This is a genomic window from Chitinophaga rhizophila (assembly GCF_019492185.1).
Lineage (GTDB): Bacteria > Bacteroidota > Bacteroidia > Chitinophagales > Chitinophagaceae > Chitinophaga > Chitinophaga rhizophila.
Window position 1 is genome coordinate 796,725 of sequence record NZ_JAICCF010000004.1, and the last position, 19,033, is coordinate 815,757.

Genomic DNA, 19,033 nt, shown 5'->3' on the forward strand with positions numbered 1-19,033 from the left:
CTTATGGTGATGGGATCATATAAAACACAAACCCTTGTCAGGACGGGTCCAAATAAAAAAGGACGGCCTGCCGGTCGTCCTTTTACTGATAATATGTTATAATAAATCAATTTGTCAATGTCCGTCACACTGTGGCCGGATGCACCGGAATTACGGTATGGCTCCGTCTGCCCGGTGTCAGATCGTACAAAATCTCCCAGCTTTCTATGTAATCTTCCAGGAAACAGGAAGCCCCTCCGTTAAAGTGCGCATTACAGGGCCAGGTACCAGTGATCTTGTTGTATATCCTACCATTGCTGATAATGAAATGCTCGTTGAACCATTCGTAGAAGTATTTTACATACGCCTCCCGGTTACCACGCTGAGCTTCGCCCAACGCCTGCTCCGTGATCTCCGGAGAAAATGTACAGAAAATTTCGCAATCCGTATCCAGCTTCATTTGGTGCTGGTTCTCAAGATAGATAACCGACCACAGATACTGGTTACTATAAGTAAAATTACCTGATACCTCAGACAGATCCACCTCGTGTAATTGCTTTAACAAACCTGCTCTGCCAATGAAGCCACCGCTGTTCAGGTATTTATAGAGGCTGTCTGTTGCCGGATAACGGGGGGCCAGTGACTTATCCGGATAACAACATGTCTCCGCAGAAAACAGCAGATCCGTACCGATTTTGTCAAACTTTTCCAGTATTTCATCTTCATCTGCCAGCATGATAGCATCATAACCATCGGTAAATAAAACTATTTCATTATCATCCAGTTCACTTAAGTAAGAGCGTAAGATCCTGTCTTTCATTCTATGGTTCCTGAAGGCATCCTGGTCACACGTCAGGGTAACCAAATCAAGGCCTTTGAGTGCACAGGACATTTTTAGCTTAAAGAATCCAAGGTCATTCTTATTGGATATAGCAGTGACTACTTTCATACGAAGAAATTTCGGGTTTATAAATTTACCAGGGCTCCTGTTTCGGGCGCTGGCATTGGTTGTTTGTTTGTACTGAATCCTTTCAGGCGGTTGGCCTGGAAGATCCATTGTTCAGCGATGATCTCATGGAGGGCTACGCTATAGTTATCCAGCGTATCCATTCTTGCGTCAGCCATCCGGACGAGGATACCTCCATACTGGCGGTTCAGTGCTTCCGCGGCAGGTCCGGCGTTGATAAACTCATTGATCAGCCGGTGAAGGAAATGGCGGTAGCTGCTGCTATCTTCATTCTGGATGATCAGGTTAACCGGGAAGCCATGCACGCGCCAATACGTCTGTAACTCCACCAACTGCTCGACAGCCTGCATATCAGCAGTCTGCCTTACTTTCAGAAGGATTGTCGGGAAATTAACGCAGCAGGCCGGGTAGCCATGCACCACTCCTTGCAGCAGCAGGTTATCAGCAAAGATCAGGCGACCCAGCAGACCAGTAGACAACAGTACATCTTTCTCAGTAGCGTTGGTCTGTTGCAGTAATGTGTGCGCATGTGCAGCTGCCTGTGCAAAGGACGTTGCAGGGTCGAAGGCATCATGTACTCTGTTTAATAACGCCTCACAATTTGCCTGGGTATCTGCAATACCGAGGCAGATGTCAGCCGTAACAGCCGATTGCGGAGGTATTGTAACATAAGATTTGATTGTTGCAATGATACCAGAACGAAGATGCTTGTTCTGCTGCTGCCGGGAATCTCCGGTAATATCAGCTTCATATGTATACTCCGCCGAAGTGGTATCTCTGAGCTTCATCATAAAGAATGCTTCAGGAACAGGCGTGGTGTCAAGCGGCCCGTATCTTCTGCAAAGAATAGACTGCCTGTCAGCCCTTACCTCAGCCTGTAGGCTGGTATGCAGTACGCGTTGTTCCGACATTGGATACAACAGCAGATCTGCATAGCCAGTCACTTCTACATAACGAGGCAAGTCGCTATGATTGCGGATAGTTACCTGCCTTACTTCCAGGTCATCTTCGGGAGATACCGCCAGTGTGGAAATCAGTTCAAGTTCGTTGTTTGAATGCACCCAGCGTACCTGACCGTGCAGGAAGGTGACATTATAATCTGACTGTTCATGGCAGATGGACGACCATATGGAATCGTTGTCCAGGTCTCTGACACGGAAGAATAGTCCGCCATTGGTATTCCTGGTATCCCGCCAGCGCGTAACTGCAATATCATTCCACCTGCTGAAACTTGAGCCGGAACCGGTCGCCATCAGATGGTATCTTCCATTAGAGAGCAGCTGTACCCACGCCTTTCTATAATCGGCAGTAACGTTCATGCTACCCATCTCTTTGGCAGGAGCAACATTAGTATGCTGTACATCAGTACTGGTCTCCTGTTGATCAATATAACAAGCAGCGTCCCAGGGTATTTTCTCCTGTAACAGCATGACTGCAGACATCAGTTCCGGATCTGCTTCAAAATGCTGGTGCATACGTTTATTCATCAGCAGGTAATGCAGCGCCAGGAAACTCATACCCTGATGATGGGCCATGAAGGTGCGTACCGGCACGGACGTCTGACCATGAGGCATACGCGAGGGCATATAATCAACTGATTCTATCAGTCCATAGCGGCCATCAAAGCCGTCTGCGGCCATCCTTTCCAGGTTACTTACAGCCAGTTCCGGCGCTACCATCAGGGCCATGGCAGCGGAATAAGAACTCATAACGATTTCTTCCGTCATACGACCATTTTTCAGACTGAGCGCCGGCACACCATTTACCTTGTATTGGTAGTTCATATTCAGGTCGGTCGTGCTGTAACAGGACTCAGAGATACCCCAGGGTACATTATGACGTTGCCCGTAGCTGATCTGTTGTGTTACCGCAGATGCTGAAGCGAGGTGTAGTAAGGTGTCGTCATATTCCGGCATCACCAGCAGCGGCATCAGGTATTCAAACATAGTTCCATTGGCAGATTGCAGGATAAACTCCCCTTCAATGTTAACCAGTGGGCGTCTGAGTGCAAACCAGCTTTGTACGGGCAATTTGCCCTGGCACACAGCAACATATGTTGCCAGTCTGGCTTCTGAAGCAAGGACGTCGTAGCAGTCAACATCCAGCGACCCTTCTTCTACCCGATAACCGATAGATAGCAGGTGCTGTTCCTTATCATACAGGAAATCGTACTCCATATCGGCATAGTCAGTACACTGCGCATACATGCTTTCGAGTGACTGCATACGTTCCTGCGCAGCGGTTATAACAGATTGCATAGCCGGCTCCATAGGCAGGTTGGCCAGTTGTCGTAAGGTGACACCTGCCGCCGGAATGTGCGCGGTTGCAGTCGCTGAAAAGCTCCAGGGGGCGAGTGTAGTCAGGTCGGTCATGATATCACCCACCTGGCGCTGAAGCGCTGCTAACCAATAGGCGCTATCGCTTTCTGGTGGCACATTACCGGCTGCAAGAGCAGTATGAACGTCTGCAGCCAGCGCTTCCAGTAGCACACGGGATTCCTGCCAGCGGAAGTTATGACTCTTAGCTGCTATTGACAGTTTATCTGCATACTGCACAAGCAGTGCTGGCTGTTCGCACAAACGAAGTGTATCCAATAGTCCGTTAAACAATGCAGGGCTGAACACCGGTTGATCTATCATTGCTTTTAACCCCTGTCTCATCACCATAAGGTGTCCGGCAAAATTCCCACTATCCACGGAAGAGACATACCGTGGATAGGAAGGCTGCATGGAATGCGTATTGTACCAGTTATAGAAATGTCCTTTGTATCTTTCTAATCGTCCGATACTATGGAGCGTATGGCTGGTAAATGTGATGAACCTTCCCGATGTCAGATAGCCGAAATCATGCGCAGCGAGGTTAGCCAGCAGCCCAAGTCCGAGGTTGGTGGGAGATGTGTAGGCAGCCACCTTCCCTACTGGCTGTTCCTGATAATGATCCGGCGGCAGCCAGTGGTGTTCTTCATTGGCAAACTGCTCGAAATAAGCCCAGGTTTTACGTGTGAGCGATTGCAGGAATTTATGCTGAGTGTCACTGATAGCAGCCTCTTTTCTGGTGGAGGGAAAGTTAAGTTTCCAGGCCATAAAGGGAGCCAGTATCCATAACAATCCCAGCGGATGTAAGTATATAAGGCTGACCATACCCACAGCGGGAGCCACCCACATCAGCCGGTATACATCCGGCAGGCTGGTATAGGTAATATGCTGTGCGCCGGAAGGCACCCATTCCAGCAGTTTTTTGCGGGAAACACCCATCCGCCAGAGCGCCCGGAAGGTGGCATCCAGTGTTAGCCACGCTTCGTGGGGAAGACAGGCAAACCGGTATACATCCATCACGAACCTGCTGCCAATACCTTGTAACAGTACCTGTAGTTCGCGCTTGCGGAAGAGGTATTTACTGATTTCGCCGACTCTTGTCAGCAGGAGTATCATCGTTGGAAAAACAGCCAGAAGCGGCACATACACGGTCCATCCCATCAGGAACAGTGAAAGCAGCACTACAGAATACATACATAGTCTGAGGTTGTCAAAGATTTTCCATCTGGACAGGGCAGACAGTGGGTTCCTGACCCTTTTACCGGCAGGCCCCGGCACACGTCTGCCTATCCATGCAGCAATCTGCCAGTCACCCCTGATCCAGCGGTGCTTCCGCTTAAGATCTACCCAATAGGTAAAAGCGCCTTCGTTCAATTTCACGTCATTTAGCAGTCCTGAGCGGATGTAGGAACCTTCCAGGAGATCATGACTCAATATCCTGTTCTCAGGAAGCTGTCCGTCAATGGTTTTCAGAAAAATGTCTACATCATAGATGCCTTTACCGACAAAAGAGCCTTCTGCAAACAGGTCCTGGTATACATCGGGGAATGTGCGGAGGTAGGGATCTACTTCCGGACCGCTGCCCGCCAGCTGATGGTAAAGGGAGTCTTTGATCTCACGGATATCCAGCTTGACAGCAGGTTGCAGGATGCCGTAACCGGCTACTACCCTTTTACGTTCTTCACAGTAGACCGGCCGGTTCAATGGGTGCGCCATTGTGCCGACTAGCTTCCAGGCAGTTTCAGGCAGCAGCTGGGTATCTGCATCCAGCGTAATGACGTATTTGACAGTGGATAGTATGTTTTTATTACCGGTAATTTTAAGGAAATTAAGTTCTCCTCCGTTGCGCAGCAACAGGTTAAGGTCATTCAGTTTACCTCTTTTCCGCTCATGCCCCATCCAGCATTGTTCATTAGGATTCCAGCGGCGATGGCGGTGGAGAAGGAAGAAGCGGTTTGGGTCATTATACTTATGATTGAGTGCAACAATTTTAGCATCCACCATGCTGAGTAGCACTTCATCTTCGGGAGATATTTCGTGCGGTGCATCTTTGAAATCAGTCAGCAGGGCAAAATGCAGGTGCTCGTATCTGTTTCCCAGGAACCTGATTTCCAGCGCTGTAACCAGTTCTTCGATCTCCGTAGTGCTCGTCAACAGACTAGGTACTACTACCAGTGTACGGGATTCTGCAGGAATATCTTCCAGGTAATTCATCCGCGGCAGCAGCTTTGGCTCGCTTTTAAGTATGATTAACTGATCTATCACCATACTACTGATATAGCTGGTGCTGATAAGTAGTAGCAAAGCGGTCGGGATATCCTGCTGATGACCGGTGAAGAACAGCAAGCCGGCAATCAGGGCGGCCAGGGCGGCAATTGCGACCAGGTAAACCGTCAGCCGGAGAGACATGTTCTTACTTAATTTACTGATCCATCCATCCGCAGGAATAGCTAAACTGGCTTCCAGTTCCGCCCTCTCTTCACCCAGCAGTAGTGCGCCGACATGGTTGTTGGTGGCAGCAGCCAATTCCATTGCACGACGGGCTACCTCAGCTTCCGGTATCGCCGCTTTTTTGGCGATCGCATGGGTTGCCATTCTATAGGAGTCGCGCGTACTGTAATCCATTGCTGCATATATGCCTGAGGGCTCAGTGATATACACCGCCTCCACTACACTGATCTCATCGATAAAGTTCTGCCAGTCAATTGCGTCCAGCATACGGAGCGCACTGATAGCGCTACGTAGGGATATTTTGTCTGCAGCCAGTATCTCCTGGATCTCATACACATAATCTTCGCCTACATAACACAGTTCATATAGCCGTTGGTTGATGAGTGCAAGCGGTCGTTCCATGTCTCCTTGCTGTTTGAGCAATTGCCCAATCAGCTCAGCTGTAAAAGCGCCTCTGGATAGTAAGCCAGCCGCCAGCATCTCCTGTGTAAGCATTTCCAGCCGGCGTTCGTCATCAGCAGCAGCAATAACGCGTTGGGCCCAGTCGCCGGCATTGGCAGTATCAATAGCCGCCAGTGCGAACCTGGCAGCGAGGCGTTGTATATTTTCTATGAGTACGTACGTGATCAGCGCCGGAATTGCTTTCAGCTCGGTGGCCGTCATCACTGCCACCCGCTGATAGGCTTTGAAGAAAGCGGCCAGGTTATGGAAGGTGATCTGGGTATCAGTGTGAGATACAATCTTTACCAGGAAGCTATACAGCCTGGGTTGCCGCCCGTTGATACCTTTACGTATGAAGGGCAGCGCCGGATCAACTTTTACGAACAGGCCCTTTAGTTTATTGATATACCCCTGTACGAGGTTATAATCTGTGGTAGTCCATTCTCTCATTGTCACCACTTCGCGGGGCGTGGCACTGGTATCAGCAAAGAGTGTATTTATCAGATCGAAATTCCTGGCAATATCAGCAAGGTTACGGTTCCAGTCTGTAGTATGATTACCGGAAACCAGTTTATCCCGCTCTGCCATTACCTTGCAATGTGCGGCTATCTCAGCCTGGTCTACCAATACAGATCGGAATGGAGGCTCGTCGGCCACCATTTTTTTCAGATATTGATAACGTTCGTCGTGAGATGGCTTTCGTAGCCGGAACAATTTATTGATCATAAACTCAAGTAGATAGCGGGTTAAAGTAGTGGGTTATGGGTAACTATACAGCTGAAAAGTAATGCTTGTGCTTTTCGCTTTCAGCGATCCGGTGTTTGATATCCCGGGCGATTTCAATGACATTCCTGCCTTTCATCAGGTTGTAATGATTACCAGGAACAGTTTTCACCGTTACATGATCTGCAAAATTGGACCAGCCCAGGGTTTCTTCCATATCCTGCCAGTTGTTTTTTGCAGCTCTGAGCAGGACGACCGGCGACTGTAACCTGCCGGAAGGCCGGTAAGCAATGGTGTCATTGTAAAACCGGAGGTTGATAAGGCGGGAGAAATATTCTGCCTTCCCGGCCACTGCCGGAATCATCCTGCCGATATATGCGGCCACATAGGGCATCATCTGAGCAGGCGGTAGAGTATCGATATGGGCTTTCATCGTCAGCACCCAGTCAGGATATGGCTGTGCAATAATCTTGAAGCTCTCAAAATATCCCTGTGCCAGAAACATCATGAAGTCAGCCTGGCTACAACCCAAAGGCGGGTTGGATACTTCTTCCAGCGCCTGATCCAGTATAATGGCAAAGTCCAGCATATCCCCTGCAGCCTCTAATTGTCTGACCATCTCAAAAAGGATGTAAGCGCCAAAGGAGTGGCCTATCAGCCGGTATGGCCCTTCTGGTTGTATCATTTTGATCCAGGCGATATTCTGTGCCGCAATAGCTGGTATATCAGCAATAGGGGCTTCTCCCTTGCAGGTGCCAATCATATCCAGTCCGTAGAGGGAACAGGTATTTCTGAATACGCGGCCAAGCAGCCGGAAGCTGTGGCATTTTCCGCCGGTACCGGGGATGATAAAACAGGGCCGGGATCCCGGTTCAAAATTCAATACCCTGATATGCCTGTCTTTTCTGCTGAAAGTCTTACTCATAATAGTTTCATTAATCAATCTGTACCTGATAGCGCTTCCCTTACGAGGGCCTGTGCCAGTATATCCAGCGCGTCTATAATCAGGATACTGTCCGGCAGGTCCTGGCGACATACCAGCGACAGTTCCGTACAACCGAGAACTACTGCGTCGGCTCTTTGTTCTTTAAAATATTCTATTGCGTGACTGACCATCAACCGGGCCTCCCTGGTAATACCTGCGGGATTGGCCTTGATACCGAATACCGGGTCATAGATAGCCCTGTGGATATAGTGATGCTGAAATTCGAGGGATGGCAGCACTACTTCATATCCCCATTCCTCCAGGATATGCCTGTAGATACCGGAACGATAGGTACCATTAGTGGTGAGCATTCCAATGCGGCGCAGATGGCCCGGCTGATGACTAATATAGCGGCAGGTCTCCTGCGGCATGTGTACCAGGTTAACCTTACTCTGGCAGCGGAGCAACTCTTCACACACCACATCGTAAATACGCGGGGAGTGTGAAGTGTTACACGCAATACCTACCACTTCTGCGCCGGCATGTTCCAGCTTCCGGATCACCTGTGTGATACCGGCAGCAGGGTTGAGCGATTCTTTCCCATCCAGGAAAAGCGTTCTATCGGCCATATTGGAAGGAAATGACATCAGTATCACAGACAAGTGTTCCTGGTCTGCACGGGCAAGCGTATGAGAAGTGATATTATTGAACAATGCACCTCCTGCCTGTGGTCCCATCCCTCCTACTATGCCGATCACCTTCCTGGGATCTGGTGTATTGAACACGGGCATTATATTTCGGTGAGTGTATGAGCAGCAGGAACTGCAGCAATTGCATGATGTGCGTCCTCGAAGATCTGCAGGGCGCTGTCAATGATCTCTTTATTGACGATCAGTGGAGGCAGGAACCTGACAACATTGTTATAGTGTCCACCGGTTTCAAAGATCAGTCCGCGTTGCAGGCACTCCTGGCGGAGTTTCTTCACCAGTGCGGCGTCAGGCTTTTTGGTATATCTGTCCTTTACATATTCTACACCTACAAAGAGTCCACGCCCCCTGACTTCCCCGATGCACGAGAACTGATCCATCAGCTGCTGCAGTCTGGCAAGCAAGTACGCGCCCATTTCCTTTACATGTGCTTCTACTTCATATTCCTTGATGAAATCAAATGCGCCGTTACCACCGGCAATACTCACCTGATTTCCCCTGAAAGTACCGATATGGTCTCCGGCAGCCCAGGATTCCACCGCTTTGTTATACACGATAGCTGACACCGGGAAGCCGATTCCACCAAGACCTTTTGACATCGTGATAATGTCTGGCAGAGCGTCTGGATTACTATACGCCATAAAGTTGCCGGTACGAAAGAAGCCGCTCTGGATCTCATCGAAGATGACCATTACGTCATGTTTCCTGGCGATATGGATAATTTTTTCGAGAAATCCCTCTTTAGGTATTACGGTACCACCTTCACCCTGTATAGGCTCCAGGATGACAGCAGCAGGCTTTACTACACCGGAATGCGGATTTTCCAGCACATAGCGGAAATACTCCGCGCAGTCGAGTTTGCATGTCTCCTTCTGGTGATTAAACGGGCAACGGTAGCAATAACTATATGGAAGGAAGGTAATATTAGGCAGCAAGGACTTATAGCCTGACCTCAGCTGGGTATGGCTGGTAACAGATAAGGCACCTGAAGTCATCCCGTGATAGGAACCATGAAATGCGATTACACCCTCACGGCCGGTCTTATGTTTAGCCAGTTTGATAGCTGCCTCCACGGCATCCGAGCCAGTAGATGCGCAGAATGCTACCTTAAACTGGTCTCTGACGTTATCTGGAAACTCAGCCAGTATCTTTTCAATGAGATCCAGCTTATTCTCTGTCGGGAAATCCAACACGTGAATCAGCTCTTCCTGTTGTTTTCTTACATACTCCAGCACGTATGGATTAACGTGGCCTACATTGAGTACGCCGGCCATGCTGAAAAAATCAATGAACTGGTTACCGTCTGCATCTTCCACAATAGCGCCTTTTGCACGTTTCAGTGCGATAGGAAGCCCTTTGGGATAAGATACAATACTGCTTTCTAATAATTGCTGGCGGGCGATCAATGCCTGAGAGCGAGGGCCAGGAATAGTGTCTGTGAGTATACTGGGTTGTTGTGCTAAATGGAATGATTCGAACTTACTCATAAATGCGGGTTTGAAATGGTATACAATGATTAATTATGCTTGGCTAGTTTCTTTTCGCAGAATTTTATCTCGGGTGAGATAGGAAACAATACAAAATTCAGATCGTGGGCTCTACGGAAGTACTTTAAGGCTTCGGCATAGGCCCCGTTGTTTTCTTCAAAGATGCCGAGCAGAAACAGTCCGCCGCCGGCTTCAGGATAGGTGTCAATGTTCTTTTGCAGGATACGCTTTGCTATAGGAGGATCTGCCGTAAAAAATATCCAGCCCAGTTCAGTCATTGTTTTCTCAGGCAGCTTTCCATTATTCTTCTTTTCCAGCTCGGCAACTTTCGTCCAGAAGCCTGCTGCTTTGTGTTGTTTATAGGCCTGTACAATCGGTTCTACGGGACTGGGATACTGTTCAGCTATGGATGATCCGACGGTTGGAACAACATCCAGTCCGACAGACATACTGACGATTCTTTTTATCATTGCCCTGCCACGTTCAGAGTTGGTAAAAAGAGCAATACCGCTCTTTTTAACGACAGAATAGCAGATAAATGATTCAAAACCAGGGTTATCGCCTCCATGTAAAATGATGGTATCATTACCATGATATTGTACTTCAAAGCCAGGACCGAAGTACCAGGTAGTATCTCCGGGAATGAGGCGGGTCAATGGCTGCAACATCTGGTTAATGCTCTTGCGCGATAAATGCTTTTCATCAAACATACGCGTGATGAAATTGCCGTAATCAGTGGCAGTGGTGTTGATACCACCAGCAGGCACCGGCTGCAGATTCTTCCATTTATCTATCTTTTTACCCAGGGCGGTGTGGCCAATGGCATAGTTATCAGGGCCGCCGTTACGAAAACTTGTGAATGTATTAGGAAGTCCCAACGGATCGAATACGATACGTTTCATATACACCTCGTAAGGTTCATGGAGGATAGTTTCCAGTACCTTGGCAAGATATTCATAGCCTTCTCCCGAATAAATGAATTGTTGTCCGGGATTGGTTACGATCTCAAGTGTATCAGGATTATTATGGTCCTTCCAGTTTTCTATGCCGGAAGCATGACACATGACCATTCTGGGCGTAATCTGTTTGTAACGGCTGTCATGCTCCAAGGGCGGATATGGCAGGTATTCATACATCGGCTTATCCAGGTCTAGCTTACCCTCATCAACAACTTTATATACGGCATACGACAGGAAGGTCTTTGAGACAGAGCAGGCCTCAAATACAGTTGCTTTATCAACTTTGGATTCGTGACCTGCATCTTTGTAGCCGTAAGCCTGGTCATACACGATTCTGCCATCACTGATTATTGCCAGTGAAACACCGTTTACACCTGTCTCCTGCATGATATGCGCTACTTCCTTGTCAAAATATGCAATGTTGATCTTCTTGTTATTGGCCCTGAAGGTTGCCTTACGCTGCCCGAAAACATCCAACGAAAGGAATATTAGAAATAGTAATGCCAATTGGCAATAGCCTGCAGCAAAGCCTGAGATCCGTGGGTTGTTCTTCATAACAAAAATGATAATCGGGTTAATGGGTTTGCGGGTTAAAGCGCTTCCGTGGCAAATATCACCTCTCCGTTATAGGCTTCTAGTTTGCCTCGGTTCATTTTGAATACTTTGTCGGCTACATCGAAATAGTTATCGTCATGTGTAATGGCGATGACTATTTTCCCTGCTTTCTTCATTTCAGGCAACAGCACGCGGTAGAAGAAATTCCGATAAGAAGGATCCTGATCAGCGGCCCACTCATCGAAGAGGAATATCTGCCGGTCTTCCAGGTAACATTGGAGTAAGGCCAGCCGTTTTCTTTGTCCGCCGGACAGGCTGATAGTACTATAGTTATTCTCCTTAATAACAACTTTCTCTTCCAAATCCAGTAGTCGCAGGTAACGTTGTACTTCCGCTGACCTGTTACCAAGGTCTACATTGTATAGCTTATCGAAGAGATGTGCCGGACTGAAAACAGCCGAATAGTACTCGCTGAGCTCATATGGCTTTACTATGGTATCATTGATGAGTACATGTCCGCTATCCGGTTCATACAGTCCGGTAAGTAATTTGGCAAGCGTTGTTTTACCACTTCCGTTCCCACCGATAATGAAGATGATCTCGCCTGCGACAGCTTTCAGGTTAACAGGGCCTACCATGAATGGATGTTGTTCGCTCTCAGACTTGTACTGGTAGGAAACGTGTAAGGCTTCCAGGCTATGTACCTGTCGCTGAAGCTGTGGAGCCGGCGCACTAAGGTCCATATTAGCAGGAATATCTGCCTGGAACTTCCGGATGCGTTTCCAGGCAATTCTGAGGCGCATGATAGAAGGAACAGAATTGAGGATTTCATTTACCGGGCCAATGAGGTACAATAATACAACGACGAAACTCATTACCGTGTAAGACTTGATACCAGGAAACAATTTTGGTATACCGAAGGAGACTACCCCGAGTAATACTACCAATACGAGTTCTCCGATAAGGAAAGCGTTGACGAACCGAATCTCTGCCGTATTCATTTTTACTTTGTATTCTTCCGCAGTGTCACCCACATCACTTCTGTATTCCAGTTTCTTATTCCTTTGGAGGCTGATTTCCTTATACCCATCAATCATTCCGTTTACCAGGCGCATAAATACATTCTGTACGTCGCGGGCTTCTTCAAAGTAAATATTGGTAGAACGGCTAACCAGGTAATATATTGTAGTCAGCGACAGGATGATAAACACAGTGATAGCAGTAGCCCAGAAAGCGATAGATGCAAGGTAGATAAAGGCACCTATGGCAGTGAACATACTGGTGGCCAGCATGATAAACGTACTGATAGAGGAGCCAATTGTGTCAATATCATCATTTAATGCCGTATATATTCTACCTCTGTCTATTCTTTCAAACTTCTGGTAGGAAGTAGAGAATATCTTCTCTATCAGTTTCAGCTTCAGTTCGTATACAAGACTGCGGGTGATCTTTATCAGGTTGATCTGCACAAAGCGTCTGCCGGCAAGATATACTACAAGCGTCAGCGCGTAATAGTATAAGAGAAAGCGGAAAGGCATATCACTTTCAAAAGAAGAAGTCACTATGACAATGACAGACATATTCGCCAGACCGGACAGGATACTAAGCAGCAGGATCTGCGGCGCTTTACGCTTGTATACATTCGTACCGGGAAACAACAGGCTGACACAGAAAACGACGTAGCTGACTGCCAGCGCCGCCAGTATCATGATTACTGCAACCTGAAAACTTACAGGTGCCCAGACGATAATTGCCGGCCAGGTAAACTGCATCAGTGCATATGGCAATGCATACAGGCCATACACGAAGGGCAGCATTGCCAGCAGAAGCAGCACCATATTTCCCAATGTCTTCATCGTAAGCCCTTTGAAACGGCGCTCCTTGTTTATGATATCCCTTACAAACCAGATGGCAAAGGCAACCATGACCAGCATATAAAGCGCCATAACCAGGACGATGGTTGAGAAGAGTTTATCAATACCGGAATCATGGTTAAAAGACTTCTCCGGCGTTTCACCGCTAAGCATCTTCATGACCTCATAACCAATCAGGGGCGTAAAGGTGCTGTTTGAGTTGGCGAGAACAGCCACACCGTACTTTTGCTTGGCCCTCATGGCCATATAAGCCGTATAGTTTGGATTCAGGCCGCCATGATATACTTCCCCATTTCCACTCAATGAAACCTCCCATCCCATTGCATATGAAGACAAGCGATCGTATACATAGTCATACATATCATGAGGCAGGACAGTTTCATCACGTTGATGTGTAACAACTGCCTGGTCATAGAGCGGTGTTTTCAGGTAGCCAAGCTGAAATTTCATCCACGTAGCAAAGTCGCGAGCGTCGGTAATGACGTAGCCTGCAGCATAGTTCCCACGGAATACTGGCGCTTGATAAGCCCTGGGTGTCCAGAAGCCGATTTTATAGCCAACAGCCATTCTTGCGCTATCGACTGGTTTACCAACTGAAGTATTAGCCAGGTTTAAACGGTCGATCACCTGCTGTTGCAGGTAAGATTCAAAGGATTGGCCACTCACCTGTTGTACAATCAGCGCCAATACGTCATAGTTGATAGTAGCATACAGGAATTTCTTTCCCGGTGGATTATCCAGTTTGATACCTACCACTTGCCTGACTGTATTCTCCAGTGCATCATCAGCAGCAGATTCAGGTATGGAAGCAATCGTACGCCAAGGGATACCGCTGGTATGGTGTAAAAGATGCCTTACTGTTATAACAGCGGGTTTACGATTGTGTACAGCATTGAACCAGGGAATATATCGCTGAACAGGCGCATCAGGTTGTATCTTACCCTCACTGATTAACTGTTGTACTGCAAGTGCAGTAAAAGCCTTTGTACAGCTACCGATTTCAAATAGTGTACTATCAGTTACCGGTCTTTCGTTTTCCAGATCAGCATAACCATAGTGTCTTATCATCTGCTGATTGCCACTTACGACGATCAGGCTCACACCAGGTATTTTACCTTCATCCATCAGTTGCGTAATCTTGTGATCAAGCTTCTTCAGGGTGCTATCTGCAAAGACCTTTTGACCAAGTACTGTCATCGGCCCACAACAGGCTATCATTAACAACCATATATTCAGGCAGAAGTGTTTTCCATTCATGATGTCGTGGGTTTAAATAAAGCTTTCTTGTTTCATCCGGTTATGCATCTGCAATCTTTGTTTATCTGCGGCAGATTTCTTAAGTGCATTGTCCACACAAGCACTTATTTCTTTTATGGATGGGTTATCGAGAAATTCAGTGAACGAAATACTTACCTGGTAATGTTGCTGAATGCGGTCTATCATAGTCAACGCTTTCAGTGAGTCTCCACCTATCTCAAAGAAGTCATCATCAGGCTGAATATTTTGTATACCGAAAAACTCTTCCCATAGTTGCGTCAACGATGGAGCAATAGAAGTCGTGTTAGTATTTGACGAGGGCCTGGTGTACTGCACCTTTGGCTGCACACTACTCTCCTTCTCCATATTCTTCTTTTCCCTGGTTACCCATTGCTGTAAGCGTAGCTGCAGGTCAGAAACAGATATAACTACCCGGGGAAGATGGCGCACACTCATCAGGCGTTGCCATACCAATATCAGCTCTTCCTTGTTGATACCATTACTGTCTGCTTCATCATATGTCAGACCATCGAAGTCTATGCTCATCCACCGGCGTAATCTACCCTCGCTTACACCAGAGCTAATGTAGCTATCCAGATATGCATTGGCTGGCGCATATGCCCCGAATCCTATTCCACCCAGCACAGTCGAGAGAGAAGATGTTGCTACGAAGAAATCCAGGTCGTAGTCGGCAAAGACAGCGCCCAATACCTCCATTCCATACACTTTTGACTTGAATTGGGCTTCATATTCCGCACCCGTCAGTGTATCGATACCGTTATGGCTATGACCACTTACGATACCTGCTGCATGGATAACACCAGTGATCCGGCCTCCTAGTTGCGCCTCCGCATCTGTTACCAGTGCTGCCACTGATGCCCGGTCTGTCAGATCGCAGGTACTGTAGATTACCCGGCATCCCTGTGATTCAAGCGCCGCTATCCTGGCATTACTGTCTGCAGACAGTGCTGACCTACCAGTCAATATCAGACCAGCTGCCTTCCCGGCAAGCAGGCCCGCACTCAGGCTATACCCAAAGCCACCCAGACCACCTGTTACCAGGTAAATGCCGCCGGTGTTTATTGAAGTTTCTGTTGTTGTTAATGGTTCATAGTGTTGTTCCCAACGGTGGCCATGGCGAAGACTCACTACCCGTCCTCCTACTGCTGTATGTAATTCTGCCACTAGCCCGGACAACCAATCCGCCTCTGACATACTCACATCTATATGCCGCGTTTGCAAAGAAGGATATTCCTGGGACAGCACTTTCAGCAACACACCACCCATTCCTGCCGCCAGTGACAGGGAACCTTTGTCCAGTACTCGGTGTACATCGCTACTCACCAGCACCAGTTCTTTGATGCCCCTGCCTGTACGCGCAATGTGCAGTACACTGTAAAGTCCTGCATCATAAGATGTATCTGACAGGCTCCAGGTATGAATCACTCGCTCTGGATGTAGGCCATGACCTTTCAATACGGTAAACAATGTCTCATAAGAACGCGCATCACTAATATTCAGTTCATAGCGGAATGGCGATAGCTCTCTAAAGCTGTTACCGGCTTCTACCAGTATGACATGGTCGCCCAGTTCTGCATATAAGGTATTATCATTGGAAAATAGTAACGTCATTCCGGCGGGTTGCGTAGAAGGTTGTGCCGCAGGCAGCAGCTTCCAGGTAGGCGTATAGAACCAGTCTTTTATCTCCTGGCGCTGGCTACCGGCGGTAGGTAGCAGCTCACGAAGTAGCTCACCTGCATCTACATCCACCGGATAGGATTGCTTATCAAATGAGTAAGTAGGCAGAGACAAACGGTTACGCTTTTCTGACTGGCTGAAGGCCTTCCAGTTGGCAATAACCCCATACTGCCATAACGCGCCAATACCTTGCAGCAAATACTGCTGATCTTCACGATGCTCACGGGCATGACTTACCAGCGATACCACACGATGACGTTCACGGTTGTATTGGGTATGAGAACGGACAAAGGTGCATAAAGCATTACCAGGACCTACCTCTACGAATACAATATCCCTGTCTTTTAGTAACTCACTTAAGGCAGCGCTGAAGCGCACAGGCTCTCTTAGCTGTGACACCCAGTAACCGCCTGGTAGGCTAGTCACCGTCGCTGCTGATAAGGTGGACACCATCGGTATCTTGCTACTACTATACTGGTATTGACCGGCCACAGCTGTGAAGTCCGCCTTTACTACATCCATCATGCCCGAATGAAAGGCATGAGAGGTATGCAGCAGTGTACTCTTGTAACCTGATGCAGTTAAGATAGATTCAAATGCTTTGATTGCCTCCGTCGGACCTGATACCACACATAGCTCTGTACTATTCACAGCAGCTAGTGATAAGTCCGGATGGGAAGCTAACAGTGGCAACAATGCTGCTTCTGTGATACTAATGCTCAGCATACTGCCTGCGGGGGCAGCCTGCATCAGCGCTCCTCGCTTCATCACTAGTCTCAGGCAGGCTTCCAGCTCCAGCACACCTCCCAGACATGCAGCCGCATATTCCCCAATGCTATGACCAATCACCTGGTCTGGTGTTATCCCCCAGGACATCAGCAGACGGCTTAAGGCGTATTCCATAATGAACAACAGCGGTTGCGCATACTGTGTCTGAACAGTCTGATCCTGGCCACCACCATCATTAAATACGATTGAGGACAGGTCTACTCCGTTGATACCACGCACCAGTTGAAAACACTGGTCAACCGTCTGGCGGAAGGTAGGCTCCGTTGTATATAGCCCCCGATACATATTCACATATTGAGCGCCCTGACCAGAAAACATAAAGACAACGGCAGGTTTAGCCTTATCTCCAGTAACCACCACACCTGCACCAGCTGCCAATTGCGCTACTGCATCCTCGCGGTCACGACACACTACTATGCTACGGTGGCTCATCACCGCACGACCCTGTTGCAGGGTATAAGCTACGTCTGCCAGGGACACCTCCTGCTGGAGATATTGGCCCAGATCTGCTGTATTGCGTGCTAAAGCACTCTTTGTTTTAGCAGACAGCAACAACAACTGCCAGGGACGGCTGGCAGAGGAAGCCACAGCTGTAGGAGCTTCTTCCAGCACAATATGCGCATTGGTACCACCTATACCAAAAGAGCTGACACCCGCACGTAAAGGATGTGATCCATGGCTCCAGTCTTTGAGCTTTGTATTTACATAAAAAGGACCGTTCTCAAAGTTGATAGCAGGATTAGGAGACTGGTAATGCAGGGTAGGTACCAACTGCCTGTGTTGCAGAGACAACACTGTCTTTATAAATCCAGCAATACCTGCAGCAGCATCCAGGTGGCCAATATTAGTTTTCACCGCTCCCAGCGCACAATAAGGTTGTTCACTGTCTCCAAATACACGCCGTAGCGCTTCTATCTCAATCGGGTCTCCCAGATGAGTGCCCGTACCATGTGTCTCAACAAAGCTGATACTATCTGGCGTTACACCGGCCATATTAATCGCCTTCAGTACCGCATTATATTGTCCTTTTACGCCAGGAGCAGTAAATGACATTTTATCATGACCATCGTTATTAATACCGCTGCCTTTAATCACAGCGTAAATATGATCGCCTTCAGCGATAGCATCCGCCAGTCGCTTCAACACCACAACACCGCCACCTTCGCCGCTGATAGTACCCGTAGCTGCTTCATCGAATGCCCGGCAATGTCCGTCACGGGAATTAATCATACCATCCTGATAACGGTAACCTCTGCGAGAAAAGCTATTAAGAGTAATACCACCAGCAAGCGCCATTTTACATTCGCGCAACAAGAGACTCATACATGCCCGCTGTATTGCGACCAGTGATGTTGAGCAGGCCGTATTTACAAATATTGAAGGTCCTTGCAGATTTAGTTGATACGATACCCGGGAACACAAAAACGTGATATTCCGGAGCTGGGAAGCTGAATACTCATCGACCCGTTTCTGCTGCTGATTGGTCAGGATAGTATAATTCTCCCAGTTATTATCAGGTGAGCCACCTGCAAACAACCCTATCTTATCTGCATAATTAGTTACATCATAACCGGCATCTTCCATTGCTGTCCAGCAATACTGATGGAACAGCCGGATCTGTGGGTCCATGAGAGCTGCTTCATCCGGGCGATATCCAAAAAAGGCAGCGTCAAAGCCTTCCTTACCTTCGAGATAGGCATTTGCATTAACATAAGATGGATCCTCTATTACAGCCTTGCTTTCGCCGGCAGCAAGTAATTCCTCTTTTGAAAAGAAAGAGACAGATTCAGCACCTGCCGTAAGGTTCTTCCAGAATTGGTCAATGTTCTCAGCTCCCGGGAACTGCCCCGCCATTCCAATTACAGCTATTTCTACGCCATTGTATTTACTCATAATAATCTGGGAT

The 19,033-nt window shown here is 47.9% G+C and carries 8 protein-coding genes; all 8 read right to left on the reverse strand.

What is annotated here, in order from left to right; translation table 11 throughout:
* Positions 1-124 precede the first annotated feature (124 nt).
* The 8 genes from K1Y79_RS22920 to K1Y79_RS22955 are packed head-to-tail and all read right to left on the reverse strand — an operon-like array spanning position 125 to position 19,020.
* Complete coding sequence (locus K1Y79_RS22920; protein ID WP_220252530.1) at positions 125-928, reverse strand: glycosyltransferase domain-containing protein; 804 nt, start codon at positions 926-928, stop codon at positions 125-127.
* 17 nt (positions 929-945) lie between these two features.
* A complete protein-coding gene (locus K1Y79_RS22925; protein ID WP_220252531.1) occupies positions 946-6,879 on the reverse strand; it encodes a glucoamylase family protein in 5,934 nt (1,977 codons plus the stop codon).
* A gap of 43 nt (positions 6,880-6,922) precedes the next feature.
* Positions 6,923-7,801, reverse strand: a complete 879-nt coding sequence (locus tag K1Y79_RS22930; RefSeq protein WP_220252532.1) for a thioesterase domain-containing protein — start codon at positions 7,799-7,801, stop codon at positions 6,923-6,925.
* A gap of 14 nt (positions 7,802-7,815) precedes the next feature.
* Positions 7,816-8,586, reverse strand: coding sequence for an aspartate/glutamate racemase family protein (locus K1Y79_RS22935; RefSeq protein WP_220252533.1), 771 nt, complete (start codon positions 8,584-8,586; stop codon positions 7,816-7,818).
* A gap of 5 nt (positions 8,587-8,591) precedes the next feature.
* Positions 8,592-9,995, reverse strand: coding sequence for an aspartate aminotransferase family protein (locus K1Y79_RS22940; protein WP_220252534.1), 1,404 nt, complete (start codon positions 9,993-9,995; stop codon positions 8,592-8,594).
* Between the two features lie 29 nt (positions 9,996-10,024).
* The gene (locus K1Y79_RS22945) at positions 10,025-11,509 is read right to left on the reverse strand and encodes a serine hydrolase domain-containing protein (RefSeq protein WP_220252535.1); all 1,485 of its coding nucleotides are present in this window, start codon (positions 11,507-11,509) and stop codon (positions 10,025-10,027) included.
* Between the two features lie 35 nt (positions 11,510-11,544).
* Complete coding sequence (locus K1Y79_RS22950) at positions 11,545-14,640, reverse strand: cyclic peptide export ABC transporter (RefSeq protein WP_220252536.1); 3,096 nt, start codon at positions 14,638-14,640, stop codon at positions 11,545-11,547.
* Positions 14,641-14,652: 12 nt separating this feature from the next.
* Positions 14,653-19,020: an SDR family NAD(P)-dependent oxidoreductase gene (locus K1Y79_RS22955; RefSeq protein ID WP_220252537.1), complete on the reverse strand. Its 4,368-nt coding sequence runs from the start codon at positions 19,018-19,020 to the stop codon at positions 14,653-14,655.
* Positions 19,021-19,033: the final 13 nt, after the last annotated feature.

What these genes read in the sequence shown, in the direction of transcription:
- K1Y79_RS22940 (WP_220252534.1), bottom strand. Translation starts at nt 9,995, where the DNA reads ATGAGTAAGTTCGAATCATTCCATTTAGCACAACAACCCAGTATACTC.
- K1Y79_RS22955 (WP_220252537.1), bottom strand. Translation starts at nt 19,020, where the DNA reads ATGAGTAAATACAATGGCGTAGAAATAGCTGTAATTGGAATGGCGGGG.
- K1Y79_RS22920 (WP_220252530.1), bottom strand. Translation starts at nt 928, where the DNA reads ATGAAAGTAGTCACTGCTATATCCAATAAGAATGACCTTGGATTCTTT.
- K1Y79_RS22930 (WP_220252532.1), bottom strand. Translation starts at nt 7,801, where the DNA reads ATGAGTAAGACTTTCAGCAGAAAAGACAGGCATATCAGGGTATTGAAT.
- K1Y79_RS22950 (WP_220252536.1), bottom strand. Translation starts at nt 14,640, where the DNA reads ATGAATGGAAAACACTTCTGCCTGAATATATGGTTGTTAATGATAGCC.
- K1Y79_RS22945 (WP_220252535.1), bottom strand. Translation starts at nt 11,509, where the DNA reads ATGAAGAACAACCCACGGATCTCAGGCTTTGCTGCAGGCTATTGCCAA.
- K1Y79_RS22925 (WP_220252531.1), bottom strand. Translation starts at nt 6,879, where the DNA reads ATGATCAATAAATTGTTCCGGCTACGAAAGCCATCTCACGACGAACGT.